The sequence below is a fragment of the Dethiosulfovibrio russensis genome, assembly GCF_021568855.1.
GTDB lineage: Bacteria > Synergistota > Synergistia > Synergistales > Dethiosulfovibrionaceae > Dethiosulfovibrio > Dethiosulfovibrio russensis.
On the sequence record NZ_JAKGUG010000002.1, the window covers coordinates 1 to 13,791 of the forward strand.

Below are 13,791 nucleotides of genomic sequence, written 5' to 3' on the forward strand. Positions count from 1 at the left end.
GGCTTCCTCGCAGGGTACCGTCACTTCCTTCTTCCCCTGCAACAGAGGTTTACAATCCGAAGACCGTCTTCCCTCACGCGGCGTCGCTGGGTCAGGCTTGCGCCCATTGCCCAATATTCCCCACTGCTGCCTCCCGTAGGAGTCTGGACCGTATCTCAGTTCCAATGTGGCCGGTCAACCTCTCAGTCCGGCTACCCGTCTTCGGCTTGGTAGGCCCTTACCCCACCAACTACCTGATAGGACGCGAGACCCTCCATCAGCGGATTGCTCCCTTTCACCCTTAGGCTTATGGGGTTTTAATCCCGGTTTCCCGGGGCTATCCCCCTCTGATGGACAGGTCCTCACGCTTTACTCACCCGTCCGCGACTCAGTATATGTACCGTCCAGCCGAAGCCTTCAAGTTCATACCTTCGTCCCACTTGCATGTGTTAAGCACGCCGCCAGCGTTCGTCCTGAGCCAGGATCAAACTCTCCATAAAATTCACTTGGCTTCGCTTTTCTGTTTCCCCATTTTCGGCTGTCAATGTTCGTGCGCCCTCTGTTACAGCTACCTTACGAGGCGGCCGGCTCAGCGGCGCAGAAGGAATAATACACCACAGACACTCCATCCGTCAACCACCAATTTCTTGTTTCATTGTTTCGATTTCTCTTAGCTCTCTCAGCCACATCGGATCACTATAAAACAGCTACAGGGCATCTCTAAAAACGCCGCTCCGCGGAGAGGTCGTTTCGGCGGAGCCCATTCGAGCCCGTATTTCCGAAATTGCCGTCGTGTAGTACGGATGGGGCGACAGGACGTCGCCCCAAGCCGAGGGGGCACAGGACGTGCCCTCCGAGGCGGTCCGTACGAAACAGGCAGGTCGAAAATATGTTTGGGCGAGACAGGGCGGAGCCGAAACGACCTCTCAGCGGAAACTCGGACGTGAGTTTTTAGAGGTACCCTATAAAAAGCACGCTCCTCCGGCTAAAAACGATATGCCTAGAATAGCCCTTAAAAGAAAGGAAAGCACCATCAGAATCAAAACCGCCAACAGAGAGGCCAAGCAACTCTCCCCGAAGGAAAGTCCACGTCCTCCAGGCAGACGGAGAATTCCCTTGAACACCGCTGCCTGTACGAAAAAGGCCACCAGACCGAAACCGAGAAAGCCTCCGAACCACATATGCAACACCGAGCCAAGCATGGGAGTCAGCACCGAGGCGGCCACAGCTCCGGCGAAGGCTGCCAGCCAGGCGTTACCGTAGCTTGGGGCCACCCCGAACATGCCCCTACAGGCCAACTTGAGCCCTATAGCGGTAACCAATGCCGACACGGCGGCGGTCATTATAACCGGACCTAGAAACATCAAAATCAACACGCCCCTTCCAGATAGCGAAAAAATAGAGATCTCGGTGGAAATTCTAGCAAAAAAACGGACAGGAGACTTTTTAAAATCGCACGTCCGAGTTTCCACCGCGAGATCGAGACGACCTCGCAGTGGATTCGCTCTTGCAAAGGGACAGAAACGGACTATAATGTAACTCAAGCGGAACATGGATCCGTCATGCGGAATCAGAATACCAAAAAACAAGGAGATGAGACCATGATCCTGGAAAACTTCTCCCTTTCGGGGAAAACAGCCCTGGTAACCGGAGCAAGAACCGGAATCGGTCAGGGTATAGCGGTAGGTCTGGCCCAGGCGGGGGCGGACATAGTCGGTCTGGGACACAGCGCAATGCCGGAGACCAAGGAAGCGATCGAGGCCCTTGGCAGAAAATTCACCCTCTACGAGATGGACCTGGTCGGATCGGACAGAGCCGGACTCAACGAGATGGTCGACCGCATATGGAACGAGGTCGGAGGAGTGGACGTGCTCGTCAACAACGCCGGGATAATCCGCCGGGCCGATCTGCTCGATTTCGACGAAAAAGACTGGCACGACGTCATAAACATAAACCAGAACGCCCTGTTCTTCCTGTCCCAGGCGGCCGCGGGCCATATGGTAAAAGAGGGCAGAAAGGGCAAGATCATCAACATAGCATCGATGCTCACCTTCCAGGGAGGCATAAGGGTGCCATCCTACACCGCCAGCAAATCGGCGGTCGCCGGGATCACCAGGGCCATGGCCAACGAGCTTTCGCCCCAGGGCATACAGGTCAACGCAATAGCCCCGGGCTACATCAGCACCAACAACACAGCGGCCCTCAGGGCCGACGAGATCAGAAACGCCGAGATACTGGGTCGGATACCGGCTGGACGATGGGGAACGCCGGAGGATCTGGCGGGGATGGCGGTTTTTCTGGCCTCCGCCGCCTCGGACTACGTCACCGGATCGATATTCCCGGTTGACGGAGGCTGGCTATCCCGCTGAGCACATGGACAACTAGGAGGACTTCAAATGGAAAAACAGGGGATCCGGGTGCTGCAAAGGCTTTTCGACATACTCTCCTATTTATCCGAACGGAACGACTACGCCGGAATAAAGGAGATATCCGAGGGAACCGGGCTATCCAGGACCACGGTACACCGCATCCTGGGAACCTGTGAGGATAACTACGTAGTTCTGAAAGACGAAATCGGTCGCTACCGCCTGGGCCCCAGAAGTCTGGAGTGGGCCAACTCCTACCAGCTCCAGACGGGACTGGCCAAGATCGCAAGACCCCATCTAAAGGAGCTCATCCAGGACCTGAAGGAGACGGTTCACCTCTTCATCTACGAAAAGGGAGAGGCATTCTACCTTGAGAAGATGCACAGCTACAGTCCAACCGGGATGGACTCCAGAATAGGATCGAGATTAGAACTCTACAGCACCTCGGCTGGCAAGGCCATATTGGCGGCCCTGCCGGAGGACGAGTTCGAACTCTACATGGAGACCACCGAGTTCCAGCCCAAAACGGAGAAAACCGAGGTGGACAAGGACCGGTTCAGATCGGAGATAGCCCAGGTCAGAACGATAGGCTACGGGATGGACGACCAGGAAAACGATCTGGGAGTTAGATGCATAGGCTCGGCGGTGATGGACAAAGACGGATATCCTGTCGGGGCGGTGAGCCTTACCGGCCCCATATTCAGGATAACCGACGAGAAGATAGAGCCTCTGGGAAAGAGGATCCTGGCCACTGCCAGGCTAATCTCCTACCAACTGGGCTACAGCGCCAGCTGATCTACGGGAAAGAATAAGACGGGAGGAAAAAACATGAAACTGGACGTCAGACACGGGGTGCACCCCCAGGACTTCAAGTGCTACGACACGGACCGACTGAGGAAGGACTTCCTCATAACCGACCTGTTCGTGCTCGGAGAGACCTCCATGGTCTACAGCCACGTGGACAGAATCATCACAGGAGGGGCCTGCCCCAAGGAGCCCCTCAAGCTGGAGTGCGGCAAGGAGTTGGGCGTCGGCTACTTCCTGGAGAGGCGGGAGCTGGGAATCATAAACGTAGGAGGGCCCGGATCGGTGACGGTGGACGGAGAGACCTTCGACCTCAAGCCTCTGGACGGACTCTACCTCGGCATGGGACAGAAGGACGTCACATTTTCCAGCGACGACCCGACCAACCCGGCCCACATGTACTTCAGCAGCGCCCCGGCCCACACCAACCACCCCAACTGCTATATCGACATAGAAAAGGCCAAGAAGGTCAAGATGGGCGAGCCGGAGAAGGCCAACGTCCGCACCATCAACCAGTACATCCATCCCGACGTCTGCACCACCTGCCAGCTCATGATGGGACTCACCCAGCTGGAGAGCGGAAACGTGTGGAACACCATGCCCTGCCACACCCACGACCGGAGGATGGAGGTCTACTTCTACTTCGACCTTCCCGAGGACGGCCTGGCCATGCACCTCTTCGGCGAACCGTCAGAGACGAGACACATCATGGTCCGAAACGAAGAGGCGGTAATCAACCCCAGCTGGTCCATCCACAGCGCCGCCGGGATCTCGAACTATAGCTTCATCTGGAGCATGGTCGGAGAGAATCAGGAATTCACCGACATGGACCATATACCTATGGAAGAGCTGCGTTAATAGAACCGGACGTTTCACCAATACCCATTAAGGAGGATTGTGTGATGAGAAAAGCGATAACGGTGTTGTGCACAGCTGCTTTGACATTGACCATGGCCTGGGGTCTTCCCCAGACCGCCGCATCGGCCAAGACTGTGATGAAGATCGGCCACTCCATGCCGGCCGACACGTTCCGTCAGAAGTCGTTGGTGGTGTTCAAGGAAATCGTGGAAAAGGAGACCGAAGGCCGTGTGGAGGTACAGCTCTATCCCTCCGGCCAGCTGGGAACCGAGATGGAGACCCTCGAGGCGGTAAAACTCGGCTCGGTCGAGGGCTTCCGCAGCGGAGGCTTCGAGGAGGCGGCGCCTCTTCTGGAGATCTACTCCATGCCGTTTTTGTTCTCCGACATGGAGGGTATCCACAAGGTCACCAGGGGCCCCCTCGGCGAGGAAATCGCTAAATCGGTGGAGCCGGCGGGAATGGTCATACTCGCCACCGGCGACTCCGGACTCTTCCGGCAGATAACCAACAACGTCAGACCCATCACACAACCCTCGGACCTCAAGGGCCTCAAGATGAGGACCCCGCCGATGTCCACCATAGTCAAGACCATGGAGGCCCTGGGAGCCAACGTGGTGTCCATTCCCTTCATAGAGACCTACATGGGCCTGAAGACCGGCGTGGCCGACGGCGAGGAAAACCCCCTCACCAACATAGTCTCGATGAAGTTTTACGAGGTCCAGAAATATCTCACGTTGGTGAACTACCAGTATCACGCCGAGATGTTCTACGTCAACAAGACATGGTTCGACGGACTTGACGAGAAGGACCAAAAAATCCTCAAGGACGCGGCTAAAGAGATGATGCTGGTCAGCGACAAGATCGTGGCCGAGGACGACGCCAAGTGCATGACCTTCCTGAAAGACAAGATGGAGGTAAACTCCCTCACATCCGAACAGCACCAGGCCTTCGTCGAGGCGGTACAGCCGGTCTACGAATACTACATAGACAAGGGCATGTTCACCCAGGAGATGATCGACAGAATTCGAGAGGCAGCCGCCAACTAGAGAACCGAAGACGGCATCCGGCAGGAGGCCAACGGTCTCCTGCCTTTTTTATAACCGGAGGGAGATTCTTCATGATGAAGCGTTTCACCGAAAGGCTCGAGCGAATCCTGACGGCGTCGTCCATAGCCGTAACGGCGGCCATGACCCTGGGGGTCATAGCCCTCGTCTTCAGCCGCTACGTATTTGGAATAACCTACATCTGGGCGGAGGAGTCCATATCGGTACTGTTCATGGCCACCACCTATCTAGGGGCCGCCCTCGGGGTAAGGACCGACGAACACATAAGGATAGACGCCATCACGGACAGGCTGTCGCCTTCCGGCAGGAGAGTTCTGTCCGTCGTTCAGATAATAGTCGTCATAGCACTTCAGCTGGTTCTCCTGAAGGTCTGCATCAACTGGATCGACAAGGTCGGAGACACACCGACCCCGGGCCTCAGGATACCCAAGAAATGTATCTACTTCCTATTCCCGATCAATCTGGTACTGGTCACCGTATTCGAGGCGACCAGGCTGGTGGAACTTCTCAGGAGCAAATCATGGGCATAACCATCCTTCTCGGCACATTCCTGGTATTCGTCGTCATAGGTATTCCCCTATGCTACTCTCTGGGGGCCTCGGCCGCGGCCTACTTCATAATCGCAAAACCGGCCTTCATGGGCATCTTCGCCCAGAGAATCTGGTCCGGATCGTGCAGTTACGTCCTCATAGCACTGCCTCTGTTCATACTGGCGGGAGAGCTCATGAACAACGGAGGAATAACCAGACGGATACTGGACTTCAGCCTCTATTTGGTCAGACCCATAAGGGGCGGACTGGGAGAGGTCAACGTAATAGCCAGCATGATCTTCGGAGGGATAACCGGATCCTCCGTGGCGGACACGTCCGCCATAGGATCGGTACTCGTGCCGGAGATGGAGAGGGCGGGATACCACAAGGGCTTCTCCGCCGGGGTCACGGTCGCCTCCTCGACCATGGGAATGATAATTCCTCCCAGCATACCGATGCTCCTCTACGCCATGGTGTCCGGAGCCTCGGTGGGATCGCTGTTCCTGGCGGGGCTGATACCGGGAATACTGATAGGGGTGAGCCAGATGACTCTGGTCTGGATGATATCGAAAAAAAGAGGCTACCACCCGGAACCGACGCCTTTCGATCGATCCGACTTCGTGAAAACCGCCAAGGACGGGGTTCTGGCCCTGCTGATGCCGGTGATAATAGTCCTCTCCGTGTCCTTCGGCATAGCCACCGCCAGCGAATCCGCCGGGGTAGCGGTGCTCTACGCCGCTCTGCTGGGATTTTTCGTCTACAGAGAACTGGACATGGGACAGCTCAGGGAAATCCTCAAAAAAACCGTCCTCAGCTCCAGCGCCGTGATGTTCGTGGTAGGATTCTCCACCATATACGTCTGGATACTGTCGGTGGAACAGGTTCCGGCAACGGTGGGCAACTTTCTCCTGAACCTGGACGTGGACAGAATATGGATCCTCCTGCTGCTGGACCTGATAATACTCCTGGTGGGGACCTTCGTGGACGTGGCTCCGGCCATACTGCTGCTGTGCCCCATCCTCCTGCCCGTGATGAGAGGGATCGGAGTGGGCGAGCTTCAGTTCGGCGCCATCATGATAACCGGCCTGGCGATAGGGCTGGTAACCCCGCCGGTGGGGATGTGCCTGAACGCCTGCAACAAGATCTGTCGAATGTCCATAACAGACATATTCATGCACGCCCTGCCCTTCATTCTGTGCAACCTGCTGGTCCTGTTGCTGGTTACCTTCGTCCCCGCCATCTCGACCTGGCTTCCCGCCCTGGCAAGATAAGCGCCGTCCCGGAAAATCCGGGACGGCGCAGCCGTCGCAAATCGGACTATTTCAACCAGCGGTCGCAAACCGCCTGAAGCTCTCCTGTGAGCTCCGCCGTGTGGAGCCACTGATCCACGTATTCCTTCCATATAATGTCTCTAGGCATCAGATAAGCCTTCTCGAAACGGTCGAAAGGCTCGTAGGGATGGACAGCCTTCAGCTCCGGACGGAGCTTCTGCTGTAGCAAAGTCTCCACCCCGTCGGTCATCATGAGGTCCGCAGTGCCGTCCACTATTTTGTCGAAGATGGTCACGTTGTCGTCGTAGACTATTATCTTAGCCTTCTTCAGGTGGGCCCTGGCGAACCTCTCGTTGGTGCCGCCGGGGTTGACTATCACGGTGACCTCCGGTCGATCGATCTGCTCCAGTGTCTGGAAACGATCCACGTTCTCCGCCCTGGTTATAGGAGTCTTACCGGTTACGAAATAGGGAATGGAGAAGAGCCCTCTTCTCTGACGGTCCATCTTGACCGACACGCCTCCCATGGCGATATCGTACTTTCCCTCCATCAGGTCGTCGGTGATTGCCTTCCATGTGGTGGGAACTATTACGACCTTCACCCCCAGGGTCTTCGCCAGAGATCGGGTCAGATCCACGTCGATACCGGACCAATCGTCTCCGTCCCTGTAGGTAAAGGGCTTGTAATCCCCTGTCATGCCGACCCTAAGCTCACCCCTCTGGACGATCTCGTCCAACAGACTTCCCTGGGCCGCCACCGCCACCGCGGCGAAAACCAGCACCAAAGACAACCCCAACAAACCGCGTCTCAGCCTTGCTCTCATATAGTACCCCTCCTTCGTTTTGTACGGTGCATAAAAAAAAGGGACCCCCTGAACGGGGATCCCCTAGTTTCAGCCAAACGGCAATTAAACGCCGACCGACAGAGGGCCCCCGCTGTTTTGGCTAAAGCTAAAGAAAAGTAGGCTGAAGTTCATAGAAAGGGACCTCCTCCATCGTCGTCGTTGGTAGAGAATGCTACCAGGATAGCCTGCAAAAGTCAATCGCTTTTCGGCAGTGCTATACTGTTACATGGAACTCCGGTTCGTCGCACGGAACCGCATCGCAGAAAAGAGGAGGAATGAACCTATGAAAGATTTCGTCTACGAGAGCCCTACCAAAATAATCTTCGGCAGAGAAACGGAACTACAGGTCGGCCGGGAAGTCGCTGAGAGAGGGGCTAAAAAAGTCCTGCTCCACTACGGCGGAGGAAGCATAAAGAAAACCGGCCTCTACGACAGAGTAGCAAAATCGCTTGAAGAAGCGGGGGTATCTTTCGTTGAGCTCGGAGGGGTCGTGCCCAACCCAAGGCTATCTCTGGTCTATAAGGGAATAGAGCTGTGTCGAAACGAGTCGGTGGACCTTGTCCTGGCCGTCGGGGGCGGCAGCGCCATAGACTCGGCCAAGGCCATAGCCGTCGGGGCTCCATACGAGGGCGACGTCTGGGACTTCTTCGACAAGGGAGTCATGCCGGAGGCGGGCCTTCCTGTAGGATGCATACTGACCATCTCCGCCACAGGCAGCGAGACCAGCACCTCGTCTGTCATAACGAAGGAGGAGGGATGGCTGAAACACGCCCTCCGTTGCGAGCGCAACCGTCCGGCCTTCGCCATACTCAACCCGGAGCTTACCACCACCCTTCCGGCTTACCAGACCGCCGCCGGAGGCACCGACATAATGGCCCATCTGATGGAGAGGTACTTCACCAACGAACCCAACGTGGACCTTACGGACAGACTGATAGAGGGAACCCTTCAGACCGTGATAAAATACCTTCCCATCGCTCTGAAAGACCCGAAGAACTACGACGCCAGGGCCGAGTTGATGTGGGCCTCCACCATAGCCCACAACGGCATACTGGACACGGGACGTATAGGAGACTGGGCATCTCACAGAATAGAGCACGAGATAGGCGCCATCTACGACGTGGCCCACGGGGCCGGTCTGGCGGTGGTTTTTCCCGCCTGGATGAAGGCGGTCTACAGTCACGACGTGGCCCGTTTCGTCCGCTTCTTCCATAGGGTATGGGGTCTGGAACCCGACTTCTGGAACCCGGAGAAGACCGTTCTGGACGGAATCGCCGTCATGGAGAACTATTTCAGTAGCATAGGCATGCCGGTGACCCTGGAGGAACTCGGCGTTCCAGACGACCGGCTGGAGGAGATGGCCGAGAAGAGCAACTGGAACGGCCCGGTAGGCCAGTTCGTACCGATCACCACGGAAAAGGCGCTGGAGATACTGAAACTGTGTAGATAAAGAAAGAGAGCGCCCGGATCATCGATGAGATCCGGGCGCTCTCTTTCTTCTTGTCCGGTCGAGATTAAGGCCGGGGAGGCTTGGAACTGTACATTTTTTTGTCCGCCCTTATCATTAAGTCGGAAAGGCTGGATCCTGAACCGGACTTTCTCCTGTGTATTCCAACGCTCATAAGCATGGGATAAGGACACCGTTCCGGATTGCGGTTCACCGACTCCAGCTTCTCGTCGATCCTCCGCTTTATGCTCTCCTCGCAATCCTGTCCGTCGTCGAGAAGGATAACGGCAAACTCGTCCCCTCCTACCCTGCCGACTATGTCCGATTCCCTGAAGACATCTTCCAGGGCCTCAGCCGCCTCCTTGAGAACCTTATCGCCCTCGTCGTGGCCGAAATCGTCGTTGACCCTCTTGAATCCGTCCAGATCCGCGAAGACGCAAAGGACATCCAGCCCCCTCTCGTCGGCCACCTCTATAATCCTCTGTCCCATGGTCATAAAGCCTCTTCTGTTATAAAGACCGGTGAGGGCATCGGTGGTGGCCTCCTCCTCCAGCCTCTTTCTGAGACAGACCGTCTCGGATATATCCCTCAAGGTCGCCAGCCTCACCAAATCTCCGTCCCAGTTGGATCCGACCACCCTCATGTCCACGTAGATCTCGCCCTTCGAGGTCTTTATGGATATCTCCCAGTCACCGTCTTCGTCCACGTCGTAGGAAAAGGGCTTACCTATCATCTCCGAGCTGGAACTCTCGAAGAGCAGCTCCGCCGCGGGATTGACGTAACGGACCAACCCAGCATCGTCCACCACGACGACCCCGTCTCCGGTGGTCTCCATTATGGTCTGGAAGTTGGCCTGAACCCTCTTGACGTCGTCCAGGGCGTTACGATAATCTCCGGACAACTTTTGAAGCTGACTGTTCTGCATCACAGCTGCCTCGAAGGTCGACAGAAGCAGGTCGACTATCTGTATCCTGTCGGCGGTCAGCTTGTGATACTCCCCTCCGAAAAACACCTCGACGCTCATCTGAGCTTGACCGGACCGTCTAAGGTCCAGGTTGGTCAGTATATGCTGCAGCCTGCGAAGGAGGTGCTCGTCCTGATAGGGTTTGGTAAGAAAGTTATCCGCTCCGCATTGAAGACCCTTTATGACATCCCCCGGATCGGAGAGGGAGGTCAGTATCACCACCGGGGTATCCTTAAGCTCCGGATCGTCCTTTATCTTCCGGCACATCTCGTAGCCGTCCATCTCCGGCATCATCACGTCGGTTATAACCACGGTAGGCTTCACCTTGCCTGCCATCTCCAGCCCCAAAGCTCCGTTACGAGCCACTGTAACCTCGTAACCATGAGATCTGAGCAACCTCTCAAGCCTTTTCGCTTGAGTAAGACTGTCCTCGACGATCTGGACCACGGGAACAGATCCGCTAAAAGTCATGAAAATATTCATCCTTTCCTGGCACAGAGAGATAGGGCCTTCCCGATCTCCTCGGGAGACAGCACATTGTCGGCGGCGGATAGCCTGACCGCCTCTCCGGGCATACCCCATATCACCGAGCTCTCCCTGTCCTGAGCGAAGGTGATGGCTCCGTCGTCCTTAAGATCTCTGAGTTCTCGGGCTCCGTCCATCCCCATTCCGGATAAGATCACACCGGCCGAAACGGACCGCAGAGACGAAGGAATAGATCTAAACAAAACGGAGACCGACGGTCTTACTCCGTGTTCGGAAGGTCCATCGGATAGGCGGATTTCCCTGTCGTAGATCTCCATATGACGCCCTTCCGGAGCCAGATAGACCGTTCCGGGAGACGGCCTCTCCCCGCTATTCGCTACCTTTACCTTCAAGTCGGTACAACTGGATAGCCACTGGGACATCCCCTCCAGGAAACCGGAGGCTATATGCTGCACCACGAAGAGCGGAGCGGGAAAATCCCCGGGAATGACCGACAGCATCCCGGCCAAAGCCTGAGGTCCTCCTGTGGAGGCCCCTACCACCACCGTCTTTATAGATTTACAATCCACTTCGCCGAATCTATCGATACGGCATGAAAGAAGTTTTCCTACGGAGGCAAGAGAGGCGTCCTTTATCGTCCTGCGAAGCTGCTCTCCGTAATCCTCGAAACCTCCGGCCCGATGGGACGGCTTGGGCAGAACCGCCACCGCTCCGGCCTCTATGGCCTTGAAGGTCTTTTCCACATCGTCCGGCTCCAGACAGGAGCTGACCACCACCACCGGCATCGGCTTCTCCTCCATTATCCTCTTGGTAGCCTGAAACCCCTCCATCACCGGCATCTGTATATCCATGGTGACCACGTCCACAGGGTTGGAGAGGACGAAACTCAGTGCCTGCTCACCGTTTTCGCACTGACCAGCCACCTCTATATCGGGGTCCTTGACCAGCAACCGGCAGATCAGTTTTCTGAGGACTATCGAATCGTCCACCACTAAAACCCTTATCATAGGAACATCTCCTTAGAGCAACCGCCTCATGACATCCAACAACTTCGTCTGGTCGAAACTGCTCTTGACTATATAGGCGTCGGCTCCCGCCTCCACCCCTCTCTCTCTGTCACTCCGGCTGTCCAAGGAGGTTACCAGCACCACGGGAACCGCCCCTTTCGACCCATGCGACCGTATAGCCCTGGTCAACTCGAAACCGTTCATTCCGGGCATCTCCACGTCCGAAACCACTATGTCGAAAGACTCCCTGGAGAATAGATCAAAACCCTCTCTGCCGTCCACCGCAGTTTGTACCATATATCCCGAGGCGGTCAATATATTCTTCAGCAAGGTTCTAGAGGTTATGGAATCCTCCACGAGCAACACCGAAGTGGGCTCTTCCTCAGACTCGACGGCAGTCGCTACGGTGGACTTCCTCTCGGAGGCTCTTTGAATAAGGTCCTTGACTCTCAAAACGGGAGCCACCTTTCCAGACCCCATCACGGTGGCACCGGAGACAAAGGGAACCTTTACCATCTGAGGGCCCAGTCCCTTGAGAAGGATCTCCTGCTCCCCCACGACGGCCCCTACGGCGAAGGCAAAGGACACGCCTGTACCGGAGGACACCACCACTACAGGGAAGGCCTGGTTTTTATCGTTATCGTCCCTACCGTTTCCGGAAAGATCCAAAACCGCCCCTAATCTGGCCAGAGGATAGGTCGTCCCGTCAACGTCAACCGCTTCCCTGCCCTCGAGACTCCGAACCAAATCGGATCCGACCCTGGTCACCTTCACCACCTGAGAGGTGGGCAACACGAAGGACCTTCCCCACTCCTCCACCACAACCCCTCTGAAAGTCGCCATGGAAAGAGGAAGCTTGATTCTGAAGGAAGTTCCCTCGCCTGACTGGGACGAAAGGGATATGCTCCCTCCCAGCAGCTCCACGTTCTCCCTGACTATAGACATCCCCAATCCTCGACCGGAGACGTCGGTGATAAGCTTGCTGGTCGAAAAACCGGAACGGAATATCAGATCCAGAACCTCGCCGTCCTCCATGGACAGAACCTGATCCTGGGAAATCAGACCGGAGATCACCGCTTTTTCCGCTATCCTATCCCGGTCCAGACCTCTACCGTCGTCGGACAGCACTATCTCGATCTGACCACCGTAGGTATAGGAGAAGGAAAGGCTCAGAGAGGCCACCGGATTTTTGTTCGAGACTATCCTCTCATCGTGGCTCTCTATGCCGTGATCCAGGGCGTTCCTTATCAGATGGATGAGGGGATCCTTCATGCCCTCGAGAATCCTCTTGTCCACCTCGACATCTCCGCCGGTCATCCGAAAATCGACGTCCTTTCCCATGTTTCTGGACAGATCCCTTACCATCTTGGGGAAAGACTGGAGAAGGGTAGAGGACGGCAGCATCACCACCGCCTTGGCGTCGCTCAGAAGACGATCCAGAAGCACTCTGGCCGATCTTCCGTCCATGGAGAGAGCCTTTATGGTTTTTCTTATCTCGCCCTCCACAGCGTAAAAGGACGACCTCAGGGCCTCCATGTCCTCCTGGTGCAGGGCCTTCTTGCAGTCCTCCACCAGAGACAGCAGCTCCCGCCCCTCCTTTATCCTCTGGTCCATCGCCAGGTTGACCGAGATCATCTCCTCCGCCTGGAGAAGCAACGAGTCCACCTTGGACGACTTAACCCTTACTGTGTCTCCAACCGTTCCCTTCGGCTGCTCCTCCAACGGAGGCGGAGCCTTCTCCTCCATCGGCATAGGAGGATCTATCTCTTTGGGAGAACCGCCCTTCAGATCGTCCATAGACTTGGCAAGAACCCTGGCCTCCCGGTCGTCCCCGTCGGGATCCTCTATCAGGACGGAAAGACAGTCCATGGACCTCTGAAGCAGATCGTAGTCCTTTTTTTCCAGAAAGAGGCTTCCTTCCTTGACCCTGGAGAAAACCCCCTCCATAGACTGACACAGAGACGCCACCTTGGGCATCTCGACCGCGTGGGCCGCCCCCTTAAGGCTATGAGCCGCCCTGTATACCGACTCGACGATCTTTTCCTCGGGGACCTCGGATCGCTCCAGATCCAGAAGCCCCGACGTAATCGTCTGAAGATGCTCCCGAGCCTCCAGGAGAAAATCCTGCCGCAACTCCTGAAGAAACTCCAAATCGGAGGAATTCAACTTCG

General features: G+C 56.1%; 12 protein-coding genes and 1 rRNA gene. 7 read left to right on the forward strand and 6 right to left on the reverse strand.

From position 1 onward, the window contains the following. Together L2W48_RS01840 and L2W48_RS01845 are read right to left on the reverse strand one after the other, a co-directional pair. Nucleotides 1-479: ribosomal RNA gene (locus L2W48_RS01840) — 16S ribosomal RNA — on the reverse strand; the annotation flags it as partial. Between the two features lie 462 nt (nucleotides 480-941). After that, nucleotides 942-1,352, reverse strand: a complete 411-nt coding sequence (locus L2W48_RS01845) for a hypothetical protein (protein WP_236098919.1) — start codon at nucleotides 1,350-1,352, stop codon at nucleotides 942-944. A 228-nt stretch (nucleotides 1,353-1,580) separates the two neighbouring features. On the opposite strand from L2W48_RS01845, the gene kduD reads away from it, so the two are divergent. The 6 genes from kduD (at nucleotide 1,581) to L2W48_RS01875 (ending at nucleotide 6,872) form a co-directional block, all read left to right on the forward strand. Further along, on the forward strand, nucleotides 1,581-2,348 hold the full coding sequence (kduD, locus tag L2W48_RS01850; protein ID WP_236098920.1) for a 2-dehydro-3-deoxy-D-gluconate 5-dehydrogenase KduD: 768 nt from the start codon (nucleotides 1,581-1,583) through the stop codon (nucleotides 2,346-2,348). Between the two features lie 27 nt (nucleotides 2,349-2,375). Further along, on the forward strand, nucleotides 2,376-3,140 hold the full coding sequence (locus L2W48_RS01855) for an IclR family transcriptional regulator (protein ID WP_236098921.1): 765 nt from the start codon (nucleotides 2,376-2,378) through the stop codon (nucleotides 3,138-3,140). A 33-nt stretch (nucleotides 3,141-3,173) separates the two neighbouring features. Then, nucleotides 3,174-4,007, forward strand: coding sequence for a 5-dehydro-4-deoxy-D-glucuronate isomerase (gene kduI / locus L2W48_RS01860; RefSeq protein WP_236098922.1), 834 nt, complete (start codon nucleotides 3,174-3,176; stop codon nucleotides 4,005-4,007). A gap of 44 nt (nucleotides 4,008-4,051) precedes the next feature. Then, nucleotides 4,052-5,053, forward strand: a complete 1,002-nt coding sequence (locus tag L2W48_RS01865; protein WP_236098923.1) for a TRAP transporter substrate-binding protein — start codon at nucleotides 4,052-4,054, stop codon at nucleotides 5,051-5,053. A 71-nt stretch (nucleotides 5,054-5,124) separates the two neighbouring features. Beyond that, the gene (locus tag L2W48_RS01870) at nucleotides 5,125-5,601 is read left to right on the forward strand and encodes a TRAP transporter small permease (RefSeq protein ID WP_236114984.1); all 477 of its coding nucleotides are present in this window, start codon (nucleotides 5,125-5,127) and stop codon (nucleotides 5,599-5,601) included. Then, complete coding sequence (locus L2W48_RS01875; RefSeq protein ID WP_236098925.1) at nucleotides 5,592-6,872, forward strand: TRAP transporter large permease; 1,281 nt, start codon at nucleotides 5,592-5,594, stop codon at nucleotides 6,870-6,872. Before L2W48_RS01870 ends, L2W48_RS01875 begins: the two co-directional genes overlap by 10 nt. Nucleotides 6,873-6,918: 46 nt before the next feature. Here the strand turns inward: L2W48_RS01875 and L2W48_RS01880 are convergent, their stop codons facing one another. Further along, nucleotides 6,919-7,695 carry a transporter substrate-binding domain-containing protein gene (locus tag L2W48_RS01880; RefSeq protein ID WP_236098926.1) on the reverse strand — a complete coding sequence of 259 codons (777 nt, stop codon included), beginning with the start codon at nucleotides 7,693-7,695 and terminating at the stop codon, nucleotides 6,919-6,921. Between the two features lie 304 nt (nucleotides 7,696-7,999). On the opposite strand from L2W48_RS01880, the gene L2W48_RS01885 reads away from it, so the two are divergent. Then, on the forward strand, nucleotides 8,000-9,166 hold the full coding sequence (locus L2W48_RS01885; protein WP_236098927.1) for an iron-containing alcohol dehydrogenase: 1,167 nt from the start codon (nucleotides 8,000-8,002) through the stop codon (nucleotides 9,164-9,166). Between the two features lie 64 nt (nucleotides 9,167-9,230). Here L2W48_RS01885 and L2W48_RS01890 read toward each other — a convergent pair whose 3' ends face one another. The 3 genes from L2W48_RS01890 to L2W48_RS01900 are packed head-to-tail and all read right to left on the reverse strand — an operon-like array spanning nucleotide 9,231 to nucleotide 13,786. After that, complete coding sequence (locus tag L2W48_RS01890) at nucleotides 9,231-10,598, reverse strand: diguanylate cyclase (RefSeq protein WP_236098928.1); 1,368 nt, start codon at nucleotides 10,596-10,598, stop codon at nucleotides 9,231-9,233. An 8-nt stretch (nucleotides 10,599-10,606) separates the two neighbouring features. Further along, a complete protein-coding gene (cheB, locus tag L2W48_RS01895) occupies nucleotides 10,607-11,620 on the reverse strand; it encodes a chemotaxis-specific protein-glutamate methyltransferase CheB (protein WP_236098929.1) in 1,014 nt (337 codons plus the stop codon). Nucleotides 11,621-11,632: 12 nt separating this feature from the next. Continuing rightward, nucleotides 11,633-13,786, reverse strand: a complete 2,154-nt coding sequence (locus tag L2W48_RS01900; protein ID WP_236098930.1) for a hybrid sensor histidine kinase/response regulator — start codon at nucleotides 13,784-13,786, stop codon at nucleotides 11,633-11,635. Nucleotides 13,787-13,791 lie beyond the last annotated feature (5 nt).